We start from the raw sequence: 19,957 nt of genomic DNA, 5'->3' as shown, positions 1-19,957 counted from the left end.
GGCGGCTTAGCCTTCCCACTTTTTGAAAATGAGACATGCATTTACGCCGCCAAAACCGAAACTGTTACTCATCACAGTATTCAATTTTGCGTCACGTTTTTCAAGCACGATATCAAATGGTTTTGCGCCTTCATCCAGTTCAGTCACGTTGATGTTTGGTGCAATAAAGTTATTTTGCATCATTAGGACTGAGTAGATCGCTTCTTGTACACCAGCAGCACCCAAGCTATGACCTGTCATTGACTTGGTTGAGCTCAGTGGAGGAACTTGATCTTCGCCAAATGCACGTTCCATTGCTTTTAATTCAGTGATATCACCAGCGGGCGTCGACGTACCATGCGTATTCACATAGTCAATTTTGTCTACGCCGTGTTGTTTTGCTTCTTCAAGTGCCATTAGTACACAACGTGTCGCACCTTCACCCGATGGCGCAACCATGTCTGCACCGTCAGAGTTTGCCGCATAGCCTACAACTTCAGCCAAAATGTTGGCACCACGTGCTTGCGCATGTTCTAAAGACTCAAGCACTACAAAACCGCCACCGCCAGCAATCACGAAACCGTCACGGTCAGCAGAGTAAGGACGAGACGCTGTTTCTGGTGTGTCATTGTATTTTGAGCACAGTGCACCCATCGCATCAAACAACAAGCTTTGAGACCAGTGATCTTCTTCACCGCCACCTGCAAGCATTAAGTCTTGTTTGCCGAGTTGAATCAGATTGTAGGCATAACCAATGGCATCCGCAGACGTTGCGCATGCGCTGGTAATGGTGTGTGCAACACCTTGCATTTTAAAAGCAACACCAACGTTTGCTGTAATTGTGTTCGACATATTACGTGGCACGAAGAACGGACCAACTTTACGTGCGCCTTTGGTGTCTAACAATTCTTTCATTTCAACTACAGATGCAGTTGAACCACCACCTGAACCGCCCGCGATACCATAGCGTGGGTTGCCACCAATTTGCTCTGCTGTTAAGCCTGCATTTTCAACTGCAGCAACCGCAGCATTATATGCATACATGGCACAAACACCCATAAAGCGTTTCAGCTTACGGTCGATACCATCAAAGTCTTGTTCAGCAGCAGCACTGATATGACTTTTAAAATTGAGTTCAGCATAGGTTGGGTTAAAACGTGTCCCAGAAATCCCGTTTTGTAATGCATGAGTAACTTCTTCCAAAGTATTACCGATACATGAGTTGATACCCATGCCAGTGATTACTACACGTTTCATTTAAAGATCCCTTATATGGTGGTTTTGCAGAGTTACGCTTAAAGATGAATCAACAATTTATTTCTAAGCCAATTGCAACTCTTATGTTTTCAATGCAGATCATAATAGCAGAAAGAATTTTTAATTCTTATGGCAAATCCTATGCCAATTTGACTTGTCTTAAAATCGGGAGCAGGGCATTTCAACTTTACTAAAAGACACATATTCTTATTGAGATAAATGCGTACTACACCTAGTATTTAGCTAGAAATGAAAGATTATAAAGTACGGGGTACGGAATGGCGGATTCAAACAATAAACAGCGCAGTGGTTTCTTTTCAAATGCCTTCGGAGTGGCTAAAAAGCTCAGCCATACAGGTTTAAACATATTAAACCAAGTGAGCCCAGATACGGCTTCAGCACTGACCAATGCTACAACTGGTGATAGTGCGAGTACAAAAACAAAATCGAAAAATAAGCGTTATGAACATCCGCAGCAAGTCTTAAGAGACCATCTGCCGACAGTATCACGTCATTTATTAGGACGTCATTATGTCAACGCAAATCGAGTCGCGCATTTTGTGTCGCCACAACTTTCCGATAAAGCCGCAGATTATTTTTTTAGCCAGCTCAATCAATTTAGCTCGAGTATGAGCTCGGTCGATGCCGTTTTAGATGAAGCGGGTGTGCGTGATTTAGAAATGTTGACCCAAGATGTCGACCGTTCAAAACGGATTAGTCAGGCACTGTCCGAACAAAATAAAATTATTGCTATCTTGCAAGGCGCACTGACTGGAGCAACGGGCTTTGTGGGTTCAACCGTAGATGTACCCGCTTCCTTGGTGATGTCGTTACGTATGATCTACCAAGTGGGGCGTTCTTATGGTTTTGACTTAACTAAAGAATCCGATCAAGACATCGTCCAGTTTATTTTTAAACAGATTGATCTTGGGCTGATTGCGGAAAAACAAACTTTGTTGATGGCGATAAAAGCCATTTCAAGTACCTTGCAAACGCATGATGTCTCTCAGTTACAACAGCTTTTAGGTTCAAGCAATGACATTGAAGCCTTAAAGAAATGGTTGACCAATGCCGATGGTCAGCTGAAATGGGGGCAGTCGATTGCTAACCTATCACTACTGAATAAGCTGGCAAAACTCACACCAATTGCCAGTGCAGGGGTGAGTGCAGCTTATAGTTGGCGCCTTGTTGATGATGTACACCAAAAAGCACAACTGGTTTTTTCACAAGCCCGTCAATATATCATTCAACAAAAAGATACCAGCCTGAGTGCTTTAACAGCATATGAACGCTCACTTGAGCTTTTGGTGAAAGCCTCACCACGACTGCTGTCACAGCGCAGTACATCAGACACCGATAGCTCAGATTTGAAGCTTGGGGCTGAAGTAGAGTTAAATGGTCATCAAAGTATTGCTAAAGTAAAAGTTCAGAAAAAGTCCGACAAAGTCACAGCGCCTGTCGCAACCGAAGAACGTGTTCAACAAGGGCTGGAACAGCTCGCAGATCAAATGGTTGAACCCCATGATGCTGTCGCACCGCAGCAACCAGCCCTACACGTGGAAGAAGATCTTGCAGATTTATATCCAGTGGATGAGGCTGAGGAGGCTACACAGAATAATAATGAGTCTTTAGCACCAAATGAACCTAATACTGCTTCAAAAGTCACAGCAAAATCTGCGGTAGAGCCGACGGAAAAAAAGGTTACAAAAAGACGAAATGTACCAAGTAAAAAATAAACCCTTTAAAATAGATAGAAATTTGTAAAAGCCCTGATTTGGTCAACATTACATGTAGTTTGAAATGTTGACCATTTTTACGTCTTAGCTTACAATTGCATGCCCTCAAAAAGTCGTCTTTTTTTGGGTTTTTTATTAACGGGAGAATTGCCAAATGGCAACAACAAATCAGTTGATCCGTAAGGGTCGTACGACTTTAGTTGAAAAATCTAAAGTTCCTGCGTTGAAGGCTTGTCCACAACGTCGTGGTGTTTGTACACGTGTTTACACAACTACACCTAAAAAACCTAACTCAGCAATGCGTAAAGTTTGCCGTGTGCGTTTAACTTCTGGCTTTGAAGTTTCTAGCTACATCGGTGGTGAAGGCCACAACCTACAAGAGCACAGTGTTGTTCTTATCCGTGGTGGTCGTGTTAAAGACTTACCAGGTGTACGTTACCATACCGTTCGTGGTTCTTTAGACTGTGCTGGTGTGAAAGATCGTAACCAGTCTCGTTCTAAATACGGTACTAAACGTCCTAAGAAATAATCTTTCGAGATTAACTTCTTAGTTCGCTAGAACTGCAATCCTTTATCGTCTCGCTTGTCTGATTTCTGCATTAATTTTGTGAAATTCAAGCGACGTGTAGTAAGGCCAGCGAAAGCACATGACACTTTGTGCTACGGCTGGATTAACCTGAAGTGTCATATATATAGGTAGTTTAAAATGCCAAGACGTCGCGTAGTTGCTGCTCGTGAAATCCTTCCGGATCCTAAGTTCAGCAGCCAAACAATCGCTAAATTCATGAACCACGTAATGCAAGATGGTAAAAAATCTATTGCTGAAAGTATCGTTTACGGTGCTTTAGACCGCGTTCAAGAAAAAAACAAAGTAGACCCAGTTGAATTTTTCGAGACTACTCTTGAAAAAGTTCGTCCTATGGTTGAAGTAAAAGCACGCCGTGTTGGTGGTGCTACTTATCAAGTACCTATGGAAGTACGCCCATCCCGTCGTACTGCTCTAGCTATGCGTTGGTTAGTAGATGCTGCTGCTAAGCGTTCTGAAAAAACTATGGCTTTACGTCTTGCTGGTGAGTTGCTTGATGCAGCTGAAGGTAAAGGCGCAGCGGTTAAAAAACGTGATGACGTGCATCGTATGGCTGAAGCCAACAAAGCATTCTCTCACTACCGCTTCTAAGCGACTAAAACAGCCCCTATTCAGGAGGGTGATAGCTTGGCTTACGCCAAACTGTCATCGAATCGCTTTAAGCTGTTCGTCAGCTTAAAGCGCCTGTTTTAAACAACAAAATTTAGGAATGCAAGAAATCATGGCTCGTCAAACCCCAATTTCTCGTTATCGTAACATTGGTATTTCTGCGCACATTGATGCTGGTAAAACCACGACTACAGAACGTATTTTGTTCTACACAGGTGTATCTCACAAAATTGGTGAAGTACACGATGGTGCAGCAACAATGGACTGGATGGAGCAAGAGCAAGAACGTGGTATTACCATTACTTCTGCTGCTACGACTACATTCTGGTCAGGTATGTCTAAACAGTTCCCTGAACACCGTATCAACGTAATTGATACACCGGGACACGTTGACTTCACAATTGAAGTTGAACGTTCTATGCGTGTTCTTGATGGTGCGTGTATGGTTTACTGTGCTGTAGGTGGTGTACAACCTCAGTCTGAAACTGTATGGCGTCAAGCGAACAAATACCAAGTGCCTCGTTTAGCATTCGTGAACAAGATGGACCGTACTGGTGCCAACTTCTTCCGTGTTGTTGAACAAATGAAGACACGTTTAGGTGCATCTCCAGTACCTGTAGTAATCCCTGTTGGCGCTGAAGAAAACTTCCAAGGCGTAATCGACTTGATCGAAATGAAAGCGATCATTTGGGACGAAGCTTCACAAGGTATGAAGTTTGAATACGGTGAAATCCCGGCTGAACTTCAAGCTACTGCTGAAGAATGGCGTGTAAACATGGTTGAAGCTGCTGCTGAAGCTTCTGAAGAGCTAATGGACAAATACCTAGAAGAAGGCGATCTTTCTAAAGAAGATATCGTTAATGGTCTACGTGTTCAAACTTTGGCTTGTCAAATTCAACCAATGCTTTGTGGTACAGCATTCAAAAACAAAGGTGTTCAACGTATGTTGGACGCAGTAATTGAATTCTTACCGTCGCCTACAGAAGTTAAAGCGATTGAAGGTGTTCTTGACGATAAAGCTGAAACTAAAGCGATTCGTGAAGCATCTGACGAAGCTCCGTTCTCTGCACTTGCGTTCAAAATCATGAACGACAAATTCGTAGGTAACTTAACTTTCGTACGTGTTTACTCTGGTGTTCTTAAACAAGGTGATTCTGTTTATAACCCAGTTAAATCTAAACGTGAACGTATCGGCCGTATCGTGCAAATGCACGCGAACGATCGTCAAGACGTTGAAGAAATTCGTGCGGGTGATATCGCTGCTTGTGTAGGTCTTAAAGACGTAACTACAGGTGATACACTTTGTGATGAGAAAAATGTCATCACACTTGAGCGTATGGAATTCCCAGAGCCAGTAATTGCATTGGCTGTTGAACCAAAAACTAAAGCTGACCAAGAAAAAATGTCAATTGCTTTAGGTCGTTTGGCTAAGGAAGATCCATCATTCCGCGTTCGTACTGATGAAGAGTCAGGTCAAACAATCATCGCTGGTATGGGTGAACTTCACCTTGACATCATTGTTGACCGTATGAAGCGTGAATTCGGTGTTGAAGCAAACATTGGTAAACCAATGGTTTCTTACCGTGAAACGATCAAAAAGTCAGTTGAACAAGAAGGTAAATTCGTTCGTCAAACTGGTGGTAAAGGTAAATTTGGTCACGTATACGTACGTTTAGAGCCAATGGATGCTGATGCTGGTAAAGACTACGAGTTCGCTGAAGAAGTTGTTGGTGGTGTAGTTCCTAAAGAATTCTTCGGTGCTGTGGATAAAGGTATCCAAGAGCGTATGAAGAATGGTGTCCTTGCTGGTTACCCAGTTGTTGGCATTAAAGCTACATTGTTTGACGGTTCTTACCACGATGTCGATTCGGACGAATTATCGTTCAAGATGGCAGGTTCTTACGCATTCCGTGACGGTTTCATGAAAGCAGATCCTATCTTGCTTGAACCGATCATGAAAGTTGAAGTAGAAACTCCAGAAGACTACATGGGCGATATCATGGGTGACTTAAACCGTCGTCGTGGTATGGTTCAAGGTATGGATGACTTGCCTGGCGGTACTAAAGCAATTAAAGCTGAAGTTCCACTTGCAGAGATGTTTGGTTACGCGACTCAAATGCGTTCTATGTCTCAAGGCCGTGCAACATACTCTATGGAATTTGCTAAATATGCTGAAACTCCACGTAACGTGGCTGAAGGCATCATTTCTAAATTCCAGTCTGGCGGTAAAAAAGGTGACGACGAGTAATCTTTCGATTACTATAAGCCCAAACTAATTCATAGTTAAAAACCAAGTGCTCATGCAGTGATCCTGCATGAGTAGTTTAAAAAGGAAGATCTCATGGCTAAGGCTAAGTTTGAACGTAATAAGCCACACGTTAACGTGGGCACAATCGGTCACGTTGACCATGGTAAAACAACTTTAACAGCTGCAATTGCAACTGTATGTGCGAAGAAATTCGGTGGCGAAGCGAAAGACTACGCTGCAATTGACTCTGCACCAGAAGAAAAAGCACGTGGTATTACAATTAATACTTCACACGTAGAATACGATTCTCCAACTCGTCACTACGCACACGTAGACTGCCCGGGCCACGCCGATTATGTTAAAAACATGATTACTGGTGCTGCTCAGATGGACGGCGCGATCCTTGTATGTGCAGCGACTGATGGTCCAATGCCACAGACTCGTGAACACATCCTTCTTTCTCGTCAGGTTGGTGTACCTTACATTCTTGTATTCCTTAACAAGTGTGACCTTGTTGATGATGAAGAACTTCTTGAATTAGTAGAAATGGAAGTTCGTGAACTTCTTTCTACTTATGACTTCCCAGGTGATGACACTCCAGTTATCCGTGGTTCAGCTCTTCTTGCACTTAACGGTGACGCTGGTCAGTATGGCGAAGAAGCAGTTGTTGCGCTTGTTGACGCGCTTGACACTTACATTCCAGAGCCAGTACGTGCAATCGACCAAGCATTCTTAATGCCAATCGAAGACGTATTCTCTATTTCTGGTCGTGGTACAGTAGTAACTGGCCGTGTAGAAACTGGTATTGTGAAAGTAGGCGAAGAAGTTGAAATCGTTGGTATCAAAGATACAGTTAAAACAACTGTAACTGGCGTAGAAATGTTCCGTAAACTTCTAGACGAAGGTCGTGCGGGCGAGAACTGTGGTGTTCTTCTACGTGGTACTAAACGTGAAGACGTACAACGTGGTCAAGTACTTGCTAAACCAGGTGCAATCAAGCCGCACACTAAATTCGATGCAGAAGTATACGTACTTTCTAAAGAAGAAGGTGGTCGTCACACTCCATTCCTTAACGGTTACCGTCCACAGTTCTACTTCCGTACAACTGACGTAACTGGCGCGATCAAATTACAAGATGGCGTTGAAATGGTTATGCCTGGTGACAACGTAGAAATGTCAGTAGAATTAATCCACCCAATCGCAATGGACCCAGGTCTACGTTTTGCGATCCGTGAAGGTGGCCGTACAGTTGGTGCTGGTGTAGTTGCTAAAGTAACTGCATAATCATCTGATTGTGTGAAAAAAAGCGCTCCTTTGGGGCGCTTTTTTTATTTATTCATCTTAGCAATTAAGTGATTATTTGAGGGCAAGATACAGCATGCTTTAGTGTTCATCCTAAAAATAGCGTAGAACTTTACGCACACTAAATTGTCTAACAATCCACCCTGAAAACTGTCCTAAACTGATATTTTGCTGACCCTAACTGCACTTATGGGTGAAGTCCAATCGCGTAAGATAAAAAGACGAAAACAACTATAAGTAGTGGATGTCTTCAGGATATTCATAGGAGCAGAAAGATGAATGCGAAGGTAAAAATTACCAATCGTGCGGGTGCGAGTTTTCCTGTACGTCGGATGAACTTTGAGTTTGAAAGCGTACCTGAATATTGGATGAATGGTTCAGCTGGACTGACCCATTTTATGACCGCGCTCTCGGCACTCTTTCCAGCAGGTGAAATGTTTTTTATCGACAGTGTTCGTGCGGTTAGACAGCATCCCTCGATCAAGGATAATGCCGAATTACAAAAAGAAATTTCAGCCTTTATTGGTCAAGAAGCGATGCATACGCAAGAACATGAAGGTTTTAATGCGTCTGCGCAAAAGTATGGGCACGATGTTGCAACACTTGATCACTATACGGATCGTGCAATTCAAACCACGCGTAAAGTATTTGCTTTTCTAGGCAAGCCTGTGGGTATTACACAAGAGATGGTGGATTTAACAGCAACCACCGCGTTGGAACATTTTACTGCAACGATTGCCTCTCAGTTGTTGGTCAATAACCACATTCAAGAGCTGATGAGCGATGAAACGATGAAAACAATGTGGTTATGGCATGCCATTGAAGAAAATGAGCACAAAGCTGTGGCTTATGATGTGTTTGAAGGTGTTTTTGGAAAGGGAGTCAAATCCTATTTACTGAGAACAGGATCGCTGGTTGCAGCCATGGCCATTTTATTCTGCGTGCAGTCGTATTTTGTGTTTCGGTTATTAAAGCAAGATAAACAACTGAACAGGGCGGCGTTGAAGGATATTTATACCTATGCATATAGTCCATCGAAAGGAATTATTACAGGGATGGCACGTGAAATGATCATGTACTTTAAACCGGGTTTTCATCCTAATCATCACGACACCGATGCGTTACTTGAGAAGTGGAAGCTAAAATTAGGGTTTTAAGCAGTTTTGGCTCTTTGAGCGATGTAAATCGCTCTTTTTTTTGTTCGGTTTTTAGCACAAATTTTTTATACTGTGACCTCCACATTTTAGAAAGATAAACGAAGATGATTCGTTTAATGCAAGCTGCGGACTTAAGCCAAGTTGCGCAGATTGAAAATTTAGTTCAAACCCATCCTTGGAGCCTACAACAGTTCCAAGAGTCCATGCAGTCTTATCACAGTACCGTGATTGAACAGGCAGGGCAGGTCGTAGGCTTTTGTATCCTCCAACCCGTTCTTGATGAAGCTAATTTATTGTTGATGGCCATTCATCCAAGCCAGCAAGGCAAAGGGTTGGGGTATCAGCTGTTAGATGCGTCACTGGCACAACTTAAAAACAACCCGATACAAGTGTTTTTAGAAGTCCGTGAGAGCAATCAGGCAGCCATTGCCTTATATGAAAAGTCCGGTTTTCATCAAATTGATTTGCGTAAAAACTATTATCCTAAACCAGATGGTGGTCGTGAGCATGCCATTATTATGGTGAAATCGTGTAGTGATGACTTTTCCGAGTTATTTAAATAAGAGAAAAGTCGAGCTTCTGTATAACGTCATTATTTAATAATGGCGTTATTCCACCCCGAAGGTAGGGTGGTCATTAAGGAGTTTCCCAGTTGCTGCACTTCCTCGCTGCTCAGACTATGATTGAGTCTGCGCCACTGACCATCAATCAACAATTCTAACGGTAAATACTGCGATTTGTAGTTCATTTTTTCTGAGTGCGGCACCCAATAGCCCAAATACACAAACTGTAAAGCGCGTGCTTTGGCGAGCTCGATTTGTTTTAAAATGGCGAAAGTCCCTAGTGAGCGTTTGTTTTCATCGGGATCAAAAAACGTATAAACCGCAGATAAACCATCATCTAAAGGGTCGCAGGTCGAAACACAGATGAGCTGGTCTTCTTTCCACAGTTCTAAGAAAAAGCTATCGGTACAGCTATGTACGAGGAATTTATCAAACTGATCGCGGCTAGGTGGGAACATGTCTCCATCGGCATGGCGTTTAAAAATATAACGCTCATATAAGTCATAATGTTTTTTGGTGGCATCCGCAGTGCGGGTAATTTTTAAAGTCAGATCTTGATTGCGTTTCCATGCTTTTTTTTGACTGCTGTTCATTTTAAATTCGCGCACTGGTACGCGGCTAGATAGGCACTGTCGACACAGATGACACTCTGGGCGGTAGACAAAATCGCCACTCCGGCGAAAACCCACCCGAGAAAGTTCAGACAGCGTGACGACATCAATACGATGTGCTGGATCGAGAAATACCATCCGAGCTGACTTTTTTTCTAGATAGCTACAGTCATGCGGTGGCGTGATGTAATACTGTAAATCATTCAGTAGGGACTTCGGGTGATACGAATTCATGATAAATCCCTCTATTATTCTTTATTCAGTCAGTCGCGCATTTTGCGCTATTGTTTTACTTGAAAATACACCCTCCTGATACATTTTCCAATCGATAGCGGGTTGATTTACAACATCTTGTAACGATTTTAAGTAGGTTTGCCGAGAAAGTGTACAAGCACCAAGGCTTAAAAGATGATCATTGACCAATTGGCAGTCGATCCAAGGCAGCTTATTTTCACGTCCAATCAACATCAGCGTATAAAATGCCATTTTTGAGACATCCGTTTCGGTGCTGAACATGGACTCCCCAAAACAGCCGTGTCCAATGCTAATACCGTATAGTCCGCCAACCAAGCGTGTTTGATCCCAAACTTCAACGCTATAGCCATAACCCGCATCAAACATTGCACAGTAGCCATCTATAATGTCTTCACTGATCCACGTGTCATCAGCGTAGCTACGAGGTAGTGAGCAGGCACGGATCACCCGTTCAAAAGCCTGATTGATGGTGATGCGATAATCCTGCTTTTTCATACTCCGAATGAGGGTTTTACTGGGCTGATAATCCTGCGGGCGTATGATGCAACGTGGCTCGGGGCACCACCAGCAAATGGGCTCGCCTGTTGAGAACCATGGAAACAAACCATGGGTGTAGGCTTCAAACAGGGTAGAAGGGGAGAGGTCTGCACCGATACAAATTAAGCCTTCACCCTCGGGGTCAACTTCAAGCGGATCGGGAAAGATATACTCAGAAGGCGGTAACTGCTGCATAGTGGTGTGTATACATGATAAAAAATGACTTTAAGATCATACATAAAAAAACCGCCTATGGAAGGCGGTCTTTTTCAAGGCTTAGATTATTCGCCTAAAGCATCCAAATACTTTTCTGCATCTAGCGCAGCCATACAGCCAGAACCTGCTGAAGTGATCGCTTGGCGATAAACGCTATCAGCAATGTCACCTGCTGCGAATACACCAGCGACAGAAGCAGCTGTGGCATTACCAGATGTACCGCTTTGAACTTGGATATAGCCATCACGTAAGTTCAGTTGACCATCAAACATTGCGCTGTTTGGTTTGTGGCCAATTGCAACAAACAAACCTTGAACATCAATATCTTGTGTAGATTCGTCTTGAGTTGATTTTAAGCGAACGGCGGTTACACCCGTGTTGTCACCTAAAACTTCATCCACTTGGTGATTCCAAATGATGCTGATCTTGCCTTCTTTTTCTTTCTCAAATAAATGATCTTGAAGAATCTTTTCAGAACGCAATGAATCACGACGGTGAACCAAAGTCACATGCGATGCAATGTTAGACAAATATAGTGCTTCTTCAACGGCAGTATTACCGCCACCCACAACCATGACTTTTTGGTTTTTGTAGAAGAAACCATCACAGGTTGCACATGCGCTTACGCCTTGGCCCATAAAAGCAGCTTCAGACTCAAGACCTAAGTACTGAGCGGTCGCACCTGTGGCAATAATCAGTGCATCACAAGTGAACTCATCCATGTCACCTTTGAGTACAAATGGACGTACAGAAAGGTCGACTTCATTGATATGATCGTAGATGATTTCAGTACCAAAACGTTCTGCATGCGCTTGCATACGTTCCATTAGTGCAGGACCTGTTAAGCCTTCAGGGTCACCCGGCCAGTTATCAACTTCAGTCGTTGTCGTTAGCTGACCACCGAGTTGGATACCCGCAATCAATGTAGGCTTTAAGTTGGCACGCGCAGCATATACCGCAGCGCTGTAACCCGCAGGGCCTGAACCGAGAATAATCAAACGTGAGTGACGAGCGCTCATACGTAGAATCCTTTTTTTATTTAGAAATTTGTGGAATTATACGTGAAACTCTATAACAGTTGTGTGAGTTCAATGTCGATATTATTGATCAATCAAATCGATTTGAGCTATATAGAAGAAATATGCGGTGTAGAGCGGGGAAAAGTGGAAAAATCATCTGCTCGCTATACATAAAGCATTTAAGAATAGTGCATCTTTTTATAAAGAAGAGGTGCATAATATGACGTTTATTGTGAAACTTTTGCTTTAGGTTTCGAACAAAAACATTAATGAAGAATTTGTTACAGGACAGTATATGACTGAGGTGTCGGGTGCTTATGCACAGCGCTTATTAATGACATTATTTTTAGTCTCGTTTGGCATTTATTTGTTCCTTGCTACCGTGACCTATACCCCATTTGATCCGGGCTGGATGCATATATCAAGTGATACCTTGCAAGTCTCGAATGCCAGTGGCGTTGCTGGGGCGTGGATTGCTGACTTACTGTTCGGTTTTTTAGGCTGGGCAAGTCTACTTATTCCTGTGTTTTTGTTCATTGAAGCCATTCAAGTCTGGTGGCCGCATAGTTTTTTAAACCGTCCATTTCGTTATGCTGCACAATTCTTTATTTTGCTTGCAACCGCTAGCTTACTGTTCTTGTTTTGGAAAGTTCCAGCGGACACATTAGACAATGCCTCTGGCGGCATTATTGGTTATGAACTGGGACAAAGTTTGTCGCAGATTTTAACCATTTACGGTGCAACCTTATTTTTGGTCGTGTTTACCGTGGTCTTATTGACCTTGGCTTTCGGTATCAAATGGAACCGTACTTTCGCGACCCTCAAAGCAACTCCTGCGTATTTACAAGATTTATTTTACCGTAACGTACCTGAAAGCGAGTCTGCCTTTGATCGTACGACGCCAAGCGTCAAAAAAGAAGTGATTGCAACGGCACCGAAAAAGAGTGTTGAAGCAACGGAATTGGTCGAGGCGCCAGTAGCCGTGCAAGAGGCATCAGTTAAAGCACCTCAGCGCGACTATTCAGCAGAGCATTTGTTTAATGACATGGTGGCCAAAGAGCAACGTGTTCAAGAACAACAGGTGGATGTGGATGATGAAGTAGAGCTTGAGCGGACTATAGAAAAAGCGCACCAATTAGAACAAGACAGTCAACGCGTGGTGGCGACAGGGGAAGTGTGGCGTGCATTAAACTCAGGTGAAGATCAACGTCATAAAAATGATATTGATGCTTTACTTCGTGCTGCCGAAGAAGATCGCCCATTTAGCCCAGAACAACACTTTCAAGCAGTGGTGCAAGATCATACAGCGGCAATTGCTGATCCTCATTATTTCCAAGACGATGCTCCTGCACAGAAGAAAAATGTTGATTGGGATGATGATGAAATCTTTGACGAGCTGCTTGCTGCCGTACCCAATGGCAAAACAGCAACGGATGTTCACAGCCCCTTCAATACGCCTGAACCGGTGTCTCATTTACATGTGGTTGAAGATCCAATTGCGGTAGCCGAGGTTGCAACCTTAAGTGCTGCTGCAAGTCCCGTTGCATTACAACCAGCGCCGAGTGGAATTGCAAAAGCACAGCTTGATGAATTGGATGATTTAGACGAATTCCTTGCTGAAGATTGGTCGGAGCAGAAAGTTGCTGCTTCAGATGTGCGGACCAGCAGTAGCTATGCGCAGTCATCAGCTTTTGTACAAGCACCCATTCAGCATCATAATACAGTGAGCACAAGTGCTACAGTGGCTGTAGCCAAAGAAGTTTTGTCCAAAGAAGCGTTTATTGAAGCATGGCAGGACACCGCTGGAAAACCGCAAGACGAAGAAGAGTTTGACTTTGATGCGCCTTTGACTGATGCATCAGGCCGTCCAATGTCTTTGTCCATGCAAGTAGCAGAGCGTCGTCGTGATTTATCACCACTGCCAGGGTTGGATTTGCTGGATGAAGTTGACCTCAATAAAAAAGTCAATTTCACTGCTGAACAGTTGGCGCGTTTATCTGAATTGCTTGAAATTAAACTACAAGAGTTTAATGTCAAAGCCAAAGTGGTCGAAGCGCAGCCAGGGCCCGTAGTAACTCGTTTTGAGTTGGATTTAGCACCGGGCGTGAAAGCCTCTAAAGTGACCAATATTTCCCGAGATCTGGCACGTTCCATGTCCATGGCATCTGTACGTGTGGTCGAAGTTATTCCGGGTAAACCGTATATCGGGATTGAAGTGCCGAATAGCACACGTGAAATGGTGCGTTTAATCGAGTTGTTGACCATTCCTGCTTTTACCGATCCGAATAGCATTCTTTCGATGGCAATGGGCAAAGATATTTCAGGTAATCCTGTCATTGCTGACTTAGGTAAAGCGCCGCATATGCTGGTTGCAGGCACCACAGGTTCAGGTAAGTCGGTGGCAGTAAACTCGATGATTTTATCGATGTTGTTGAAATATACGCCGAATGAGTTACGTTTAATTTTGATTGACCCGAAACAGTTAGAGCTCGCTAACTATAACGATATTCCACATTTGCTCACACCAGTGGTCACGGACATGAAAGATGCAGTCAGTGCCTTGAACTGGTGTGTGAATGAAATGGAACGTCGCTATAAGCTAATGTCTTTCTTAAAAATTCGTAAGCTGGCGGACTATAACCGTAAAGTGGAAGAAGCGATTGCCAATGGTGAAGAGCTGATTGACCCGACTTGGAAAGCCAGTGATTCGGTTGCAGGTGAGCGTGCACCACGTTTGACCCCATTACCATCGATTGTGATTGTGGCGGATGAGTTTGCCGATATGATTATGCAGGTCGGTAAGAAAGCTGAAGAAATGATTACGCGTTTGGCACAAAAGTCACGTGCCGCAGGCATTCATTTGTTACTTGCAACGCAGCGTCCATCGGTCGATGTAATTACGGGTCTGATTAAAGCCAACATTCCAACACGTGTGGCTTTACGTGTGAACTCGAAAATTGACTCACGCACGATTTTGGATGCTGGTGGGGCGGAAGACTTACTGGGTCATGGTGATATGTTGTTCTTAGGGCCGGGTAAAATTGAACCTGAACGTGTACATGGTGCCTTTATTGCCGATGATGAAGTCAACCGCATCTGCGATGCTTGGCGTGAACGGGGTTCGCCAAACTATGTTGATGAAATCTTAACGCCATTTGATGAAGAGCCAAGTTCTCGTGGCTTTGAAGATGGTGATGGCGATCCAAACCGTGATGCACTTTATGACCAGTGCGTATCCTTTGTATTGGAAACACGCAAGGTTTCTGTGTCCTCGCTACAACGTAAGTTTAGTTTAGGCTATAACCGTGCCGCGCGGATTGTCGACCAAATGGAAGAAAACGGGATCGTGAGTGCGCAAGGTGCGAACGGTAAGCGAGAAATTTTAGTTTAAAAAGAAAGCCTGCGGATTGCAGGCTTTTTCTTAATCATTCAGTTTAGGCATCCAGTCATGCAAATTATTGATGCATTAATTCCATTGGTGGTACTCATTGCCATGGGGTATGTATTAAAGCGGTATCGCTTTTTAACGGTAGAATTTTGGCAAGGCGCTGAAAGACTGAATTATTGGATTTTGTTTCCTGTTTTGCTGTTCAGTAGTCTAGCCACCGTTCATTTTAATGTAGGGCAAGTCTTGCCAGCGCTTGCTGTGGTCTTTAGTGTGACCTTGCTGATGAGTGTGGTGCTGTGGGTATTAAAAGCGCTGTATGGTACGCCTGTGGCGCAATTTGGCGTCTATTTACAGAGTCATATTCGTTTTAATACTTATATTGGTTTGACCAGTATGGCTTTGATTTTTGGTGCTGCGGGGATGCAAGTCTTTGCCATGATTATTGCTTTTGTCATTCCTTTGGTAAATGTACTGTCCGTACTTGGTTTTTCTCAAGGGCAGGGACTGTCTTATAAAAATATTGCGTGGTCGGTTGCGAAAAATCCGCTGATTCTGGCCTGTCTGGTCGGGATTCTTTTTAATTTTTCAGGTATGCATTTGCCTGAGAGCATCAGCCAATCTTTAAAGCTAGTAGCAGGGATGAGCCTTCCGCTTGGGCTCTTGTGTGTGGGCGCAGCACTCCAGTTTAATGCGTTAAAATATGCTGGCCGAGCGCTAATTCTAAATACCTTTGGGCGTTTAATCTTGGTACCTATTTTAGCCTATGTAGGCTGTCTTTTATTTGGTTTAGCAACATTTGAAACCATGATTGTGGTGGTATTCTTCTCGCTCCCAACAGCCTCAGCAGCCTATGTCCTAACCAAATATTTTCAAGGGGATAGTCAACTCATGGCGGCAATCATTAGTTTGCAAACTTTGTGTTTCGGTTTGACTTTTCCACTTTGGATGTGGTTTTTACAGACATAAAAAATGCCAGTTCTACCGTACTGAGCTGGCATTTTAAAATTGCTGTTTTTGAAGAGTTAGGCAAATTTAGCCAAGACTTCTAAAAACGGTGCTGCCTGACGTGGGTAAGCGGCAATGACGTCATGAATGCGCTGACCTTCTGGATTAGTTGCGTTAATATCGCGACCATCCGTTTTAAATTGGGTGAGTAGACGCTCATAATCACTTGGGCGCATGTGTTTAAATGCATGGTACAACACATGAAAATCGCCATTCACACCTTCAGGAGGAAGCTGAGTTAAGTAGGCAAATACACGCTCATCTGACCATTCTTCATTGAACGTTGCTGGCTGAGATAATGCCATAGCAATCTCCTTGCTGGTTTAATCATTAAAAAAGGCAAAATATGGGAGACAAAGAAAATACTTTCTTGTGTCTGCGCATATTCTGCCTTGATTCAATTTGCTTGACTAATCAAAAATCAGATTAACGTTCTTCAGGCAAATTGATATTCATTTCAAGCATTTCAATATTCGCTTCAGAACGGACAGCCATTTGAATGTGCTGTTCATCTACACCGCGAACATAGCGATTCACCACTTGCATGATTTCTTTCTTCATTTGGTCGATTTTGTCTTGGCTAAGACGTTTACCTAAACCACTTTCAGACGCTACGATGACTTTCAAACGATCTTTTGCTGTTTGAGCACTAGACGGTTTTTCATCATTACTAAAAAGCTTACTCCAAAATCCTGCCATGTCTACGCTCCAAATAGTCGTGCTAACCAGCCTTTAGGCTTCACCGTAATATGACGGTAAGGACGTTCTTCACCTAAGAAACGTGCCACAAGGTCATCATAGGCTTGGCCTGCTGCTTCTTCAGTAAAGAGAATCACTGGTTTACCTTCGTTAGATGCTTGTAAAACACTCTTACACTCAGGAATCACTCCCAAAGTTGGCACACGTAAAATATCTTTAGAAATGTCGTCAATGGTTAACATTTCTTGTTTATCGGCACGTTCAGGGTTGAAGCGTGTGATACACAAGTGTTTACGAATACGACCTTCATTCATTTCAACTTTTTTGGTTTTGCTGTCGAGCATACCAATAATACGGTCAGAGTCACGTACAGATGAAATTTCAGGGTTGGTGACAATAATCGCTTCATCGGCATGGTACATTGCTAAAATTGCACCGCGTTCGATACCTGCAGGTGAGTCACAAATAATGTAGTCAAACTCTTGTGACAACTCATCCATGACACGTGCTACGCCTTCATCAGTTAAGGCATCTTTATCACGGGTTTGCGACGCAGGTAAAATATATAAATTCTCGATATCTTTATCGCGGATAAGCGCTTGTTGTAATCGAGCTTCGTTATTTAATACATTGACAAAATCATACACAACGCGGCGTTCACAACCCATGATCAAATCAAGGTTACGTAAACCTACGTCAAAATCGATCACAACAGTTTTGTGACCACGTAGGGCTAAACCTGTTGCAAAAGATGCGCTTGTCGTAGTTTTGCCTACGCCACCTTTGCCTGATGTTACGACAACAATTTTCGCCACCGAATCCACTCCTGTTATGGTTTAAATCCCCTTATTTATCATTTGGGGCTTTTGGTGTTTATTTATACATTAAAATTCAAGCGCTTCAAATACAAGCTCTTGTTGATCATTTAAGTAAATATGTGTTGGGCGTTTTAAATGCTGCGCTGGAATATCATCTGCAACACAATAGGTCCCTGCAATTGAAACCAATTCAGCTTCTAGAGCATGACAGAAGATACGTGCAGCGCTGTTTCCGCCCGCGCCGGCAATGACTCTACCACGAGCACTACCATAAATATGTATATTTCCTGAAGCAATCACTTCCGAGCCGCTGTTAATGCCTGCGGTAATAATGATATCGCCTTGATTTTGAACCAAGCACTGACCCGTACGTAAAATTTCGTCATGATATGAAGTTGCATGACGAATAACAGGTGCTGCCGCAACTGGCGCATTGGTAGAAACTGTCGTAGCAGGAGCTGGGGCTTCAACCACTTGCTCTTTGGTTGCTTTGACTTCTTGAAGTTGCGAACTAATACCATGACCTTGCGCAGGAATCACGGGGAATTGAATGGCACGGGCTTGTTCCGCCAAAATTCCTTCTTGTACTGCCATTGGCTGTACATCTAGATCCAGCAATAATTGAATCAAGGAAATTAACTCTTGCTCAACGCTACTTTCCAGAACAACTAACGCCCCAGCAGTCGATGCATTTTGTAATGTTTTACTTAATTGCTGTCGGATTGCATCATGATCATTGGTGTCAAGGGTAATGCGAATCGCATTGACCATTCTGCCAGTTATCCGGATATCAGCCATAATTTTTCCTTAAGACTTCTCAGATTTATTTTTTACTAAAGAAGTGATGTTGTAAATAGAGCAAATCCTAGAACAAAATGAAGGATTGCACTAGCTGCGTTTGTAATATTTTTACCTTAATGCTTATTCTTTGGCTTGATCATCTTTTTCAAGCTCTTCTAACCACTGTTTCACCTTAACTTGCTTGCGAATGGCATCCAAACTTTCATAGACCACAGACTCAACCAACTGTTCCAAAGACTGATTATCGATTTTTAAATCACTGACTTTTTCAGCTATCAAGCGATAGGTGGCATTGGGCTGTGCAGGATTTCCCACCACCATTGGTTCCAGTAAACCTTGTGTGATGTTTTCACCGAGTCGTTGTCCGATACTTTGAATTTGTTGCTCAATTCTTCCACCCACAATTGGAATCAAACGCAGTAATTGGGTCAGTTCAGGGGTATCTTCAATCGCACGATTGACAATCAGACCGACATTCTGAGCAATGAAATACTGACGCTGTTTCAATTCAGTGGCGAGAGATTCTTGTAAAATTTCAGCCAATGCTTGTGCAAATAAAGCCCGATGATGATCGACGAGGTCATGGATAATTTTTTTATGGGTCGAACTGGTATTTAATTCGTGCTTCACCCCATCTAATACAGTAATCACGACGCGGTCAGAGAGCTCTTCCATCACCACGCGGTAGTAAAATTTGGCCTTGGCTTGTACCGACTCAGGAATCACGCTATAGCCCAACTCATGCAGGCGAAAAGCAATCACCCCCGCACGAAATAATCTTAAAAAACGTAAATGAGGAATAATTGCTAAAATTTCGTACCAATGAATGAAGGGAAAGAAAAACCAGCGACGATGGTGTCGATACACGATGGCAATGCCCCAACGCACCAATAATTCAGTAATCAAGAACAGAATAAACCAAGCTTCTGTGGTGATGACCCACGGATGCAAATGCTCACGATAGAAGCTTAAGACACTTTCTAGGTGAATGGCATGGAAAAACCATCCACCGATATTGCTCATGATAAAAAAATTAGCACACAAACAAAATAAGTTAAAAATGATGAGAAACACCATAAAAATGTCATAGATCAAAAACAGTTTGAAATACAAACTTTGTGGATCAACCTGATGATATTTAGACTTTTTGACTTGGTTATTCTGCATCATG

The 19,957-nt window shown here is 43.1% G+C and carries 18 protein-coding genes; 9 read left to right on the top strand and 9 right to left on the bottom strand.

The window, feature by feature from the left end:
• Nucleotides 1-6 precede the first annotated feature (6 nt).
• Entirely contained in the window at nt 7-1,236 is a 1,230-nt protein-coding gene (locus tag ACSC9N_RS13650; protein ID WP_439036079.1) for a beta-ketoacyl synthase N-terminal-like domain-containing protein, read from the bottom strand.
• Nucleotides 1,237-1,514: 278 nt separating this feature from the next.
• Here ACSC9N_RS13650 and ACSC9N_RS13645 point away from each other — a divergent pair, with 278 nt between their 5' ends.
• The 7 genes from ACSC9N_RS13645 (at nt 1,515) to rimI (ending at nt 9,437) form a co-directional block, all read left to right on the top strand.
• Complete coding sequence (locus tag ACSC9N_RS13645) at nt 1,515-2,972, top strand: EcsC family protein (RefSeq protein ID WP_010326000.1); 1,458 nt, start codon at nt 1,515-1,517, stop codon at nt 2,970-2,972.
• A 154-nt stretch (nt 2,973-3,126) separates the two neighbouring features.
• The gene (gene rpsL / locus ACSC9N_RS13640) at nt 3,127-3,501 is read left to right on the top strand and encodes a 30S ribosomal protein S12 (protein ID WP_002050319.1); all 375 of its coding nucleotides are present in this window, start codon (nt 3,127-3,129) and stop codon (nt 3,499-3,501) included.
• A gap of 177 nt (nt 3,502-3,678) precedes the next feature.
• Entirely contained in the window at nt 3,679-4,149 is a 471-nt protein-coding gene (gene rpsG / locus ACSC9N_RS13635) for a 30S ribosomal protein S7 (protein WP_004694929.1), read from the top strand.
• Nucleotides 4,150-4,279: 130 nt separating this feature from the next.
• The gene (fusA, locus tag ACSC9N_RS13630; protein ID WP_010326001.1) at nt 4,280-6,415 is read left to right on the top strand and encodes an elongation factor G; all 2,136 of its coding nucleotides are present in this window, start codon (nt 4,280-4,282) and stop codon (nt 6,413-6,415) included.
• A 93-nt stretch (nt 6,416-6,508) separates the two neighbouring features.
• Nucleotides 6,509-7,699, top strand: a complete 1,191-nt coding sequence (gene tuf, locus ACSC9N_RS13625; RefSeq protein ID WP_010325730.1) for an elongation factor Tu — start codon at nt 6,509-6,511, stop codon at nt 7,697-7,699.
• 293 nt (nt 7,700-7,992) lie between these two features.
• Nucleotides 7,993-8,874: a metal-dependent hydrolase gene (locus ACSC9N_RS13620; protein ID WP_130235181.1), complete on the top strand. Its 882-nt coding sequence runs from the start codon at nt 7,993-7,995 to the stop codon at nt 8,872-8,874.
• A 104-nt stretch (nt 8,875-8,978) separates the two neighbouring features.
• Complete coding sequence (rimI, locus tag ACSC9N_RS13615; RefSeq protein ID WP_058869027.1) at nt 8,979-9,437, top strand: ribosomal protein S18-alanine N-acetyltransferase; 459 nt, start codon at nt 8,979-8,981, stop codon at nt 9,435-9,437.
• Nucleotides 9,438-9,466: 29 nt separating this feature from the next.
• On the opposite strand, the gene ACSC9N_RS13610 is transcribed toward rimI, so the two are convergent.
• From ACSC9N_RS13610 to trxB, 3 genes are all read right to left on the bottom strand, one after another.
• Nucleotides 9,467-10,282, bottom strand: coding sequence for an arginyltransferase (locus tag ACSC9N_RS13610; protein ID WP_125273874.1), 816 nt, complete (start codon nt 10,280-10,282; stop codon nt 9,467-9,469).
• A gap of 21 nt (nt 10,283-10,303) precedes the next feature.
• Nucleotides 10,304-11,035, bottom strand: coding sequence for a leucyl/phenylalanyl-tRNA--protein transferase (gene aat, locus ACSC9N_RS13605; protein ID WP_130235182.1), 732 nt, complete (start codon nt 11,033-11,035; stop codon nt 10,304-10,306).
• 86 nt (nt 11,036-11,121) lie between these two features.
• Nucleotides 11,122-12,075 (bottom strand): thioredoxin-disulfide reductase, encoded by a 954-nt coding sequence (trxB, locus tag ACSC9N_RS13600; RefSeq protein WP_004694912.1) that lies wholly within the window; start codon nt 12,073-12,075, stop codon nt 11,122-11,124.
• A gap of 295 nt (nt 12,076-12,370) precedes the next feature.
• Here trxB and ACSC9N_RS13595 point away from each other — a divergent pair, with 295 nt between their 5' ends.
• Both ACSC9N_RS13595 and ACSC9N_RS13590 read left to right on the top strand, forming a co-directional pair.
• Complete coding sequence (locus tag ACSC9N_RS13595; protein ID WP_010326006.1) at nt 12,371-15,466, top strand: DNA translocase FtsK; 3,096 nt, start codon at nt 12,371-12,373, stop codon at nt 15,464-15,466.
• 57 nt (nt 15,467-15,523) lie between these two features.
• Nucleotides 15,524-16,429: an AEC family transporter gene (locus tag ACSC9N_RS13590; RefSeq protein WP_010326007.1), complete on the top strand. Its 906-nt coding sequence runs from the start codon at nt 15,524-15,526 to the stop codon at nt 16,427-16,429.
• A 56-nt stretch (nt 16,430-16,485) separates the two neighbouring features.
• Here the strand turns inward: ACSC9N_RS13590 and ACSC9N_RS13585 are convergent, their stop codons facing one another.
• From ACSC9N_RS13585 to ACSC9N_RS13565, 5 genes are all read right to left on the bottom strand, one after another.
• The gene (locus ACSC9N_RS13585) at nt 16,486-16,773 is read right to left on the bottom strand and encodes a PA4642 family protein (protein ID WP_004694907.1); all 288 of its coding nucleotides are present in this window, start codon (nt 16,771-16,773) and stop codon (nt 16,486-16,488) included.
• A 121-nt stretch (nt 16,774-16,894) separates the two neighbouring features.
• A complete protein-coding gene (minE, locus tag ACSC9N_RS13580; protein ID WP_004694905.1) occupies nt 16,895-17,167 on the bottom strand; it encodes a cell division topological specificity factor MinE in 273 nt (90 codons plus the stop codon).
• A 2-nt stretch (nt 17,168-17,169) separates the two neighbouring features.
• On the bottom strand, nt 17,170-17,982 hold the full coding sequence (gene minD, locus ACSC9N_RS13575; RefSeq protein ID WP_010326008.1) for a septum site-determining protein MinD: 813 nt from the start codon (nt 17,980-17,982) through the stop codon (nt 17,170-17,172).
• A 69-nt stretch (nt 17,983-18,051) separates the two neighbouring features.
• The gene (gene minC / locus ACSC9N_RS13570) at nt 18,052-18,783 is read right to left on the bottom strand and encodes a septum site-determining protein MinC (protein ID WP_010326009.1); all 732 of its coding nucleotides are present in this window, start codon (nt 18,781-18,783) and stop codon (nt 18,052-18,054) included.
• Between the two features lie 123 nt (nt 18,784-18,906).
• Nucleotides 18,907-19,956: a hypothetical protein gene (locus tag ACSC9N_RS13565; protein WP_029574953.1), complete on the bottom strand. Its 1,050-nt coding sequence runs from the start codon at nt 19,954-19,956 to the stop codon at nt 18,907-18,909.
• Nucleotide 19,957: the final 1 nt, after the last annotated feature.

Origin of the sequence: Acinetobacter sp. PC34 (genome assembly GCF_051789135.1) — a bacterium.
Classification (GTDB): domain Bacteria; phylum Pseudomonadota; class Gammaproteobacteria; order Pseudomonadales; family Moraxellaceae; genus Acinetobacter; species Acinetobacter johnsonii.
The sequence above is the reverse complement of the archived record's forward strand: the minus strand, read 5'-3'. Positions and strand labels throughout refer to the sequence as shown.

Excerpts from the sequence above, each read along its gene's own strand:
- rpsG (WP_004694929.1), top strand. The coding sequence starts at position 3,679 with ATGCCAAGACGTCGCGTAGTTGCTGCTCGTGAAATCCTTCCGGATCCT.
- rpsL (WP_002050319.1), top strand. The coding sequence starts at position 3,127 with ATGGCAACAACAAATCAGTTGATCCGTAAGGGTCGTACGACTTTAGTT.
- aat (WP_130235182.1), bottom strand. The coding sequence starts at position 11,035 with ATGCAGCAGTTACCGCCTTCTGAGTATATCTTTCCCGATCCGCTTGAA.
- ACSC9N_RS13620 (WP_130235181.1), top strand. The coding sequence starts at position 7,993 with ATGAATGCGAAGGTAAAAATTACCAATCGTGCGGGTGCGAGTTTTCCT.
- fusA (WP_010326001.1), top strand. The coding sequence starts at position 4,280 with ATGGCTCGTCAAACCCCAATTTCTCGTTATCGTAACATTGGTATTTCT.
- minC (WP_010326009.1), bottom strand. The coding sequence starts at position 18,783 with ATGGCTGATATCCGGATAACTGGCAGAATGGTCAATGCGATTCGCATT.
- ACSC9N_RS13565 (WP_029574953.1), bottom strand. The coding sequence starts at position 19,956 with ATGATGCAGAATAACCAAGTCAAAAAGTCTAAATATCATCAGGTTGAT.
- ACSC9N_RS13590 (WP_010326007.1), top strand. The coding sequence starts at position 15,524 with ATGCAAATTATTGATGCATTAATTCCATTGGTGGTACTCATTGCCATG.
- trxB (WP_004694912.1), bottom strand. The coding sequence starts at position 12,075 with ATGAGCGCTCGTCACTCACGTTTGATTATTCTCGGTTCAGGCCCTGCG.
- ACSC9N_RS13610 (WP_125273874.1), bottom strand. The coding sequence starts at position 10,282 with ATGAATTCGTATCACCCGAAGTCCCTACTGAATGATTTACAGTATTAC.
- ACSC9N_RS13595 (WP_010326006.1), top strand. The coding sequence starts at position 12,371 with ATGACTGAGGTGTCGGGTGCTTATGCACAGCGCTTATTAATGACATTA.
- minE (WP_004694905.1), bottom strand. The coding sequence starts at position 17,167 with ATGGCAGGATTTTGGAGTAAGCTTTTTAGTAATGATGAAAAACCGTCT.
- ACSC9N_RS13650 (WP_439036079.1), bottom strand. The coding sequence starts at position 1,236 with ATGAAACGTGTAGTAATCACTGGCATGGGTATCAACTCATGTATCGGT.
- ACSC9N_RS13645 (WP_010326000.1), top strand. The coding sequence starts at position 1,515 with ATGGCGGATTCAAACAATAAACAGCGCAGTGGTTTCTTTTCAAATGCC.
- tuf (WP_010325730.1), top strand. The coding sequence starts at position 6,509 with ATGGCTAAGGCTAAGTTTGAACGTAATAAGCCACACGTTAACGTGGGC.
- ACSC9N_RS13585 (WP_004694907.1), bottom strand. The coding sequence starts at position 16,773 with ATGGCATTATCTCAGCCAGCAACGTTCAATGAAGAATGGTCAGATGAG.
- rimI (WP_058869027.1), top strand. The coding sequence starts at position 8,979 with ATGATTCGTTTAATGCAAGCTGCGGACTTAAGCCAAGTTGCGCAGATT.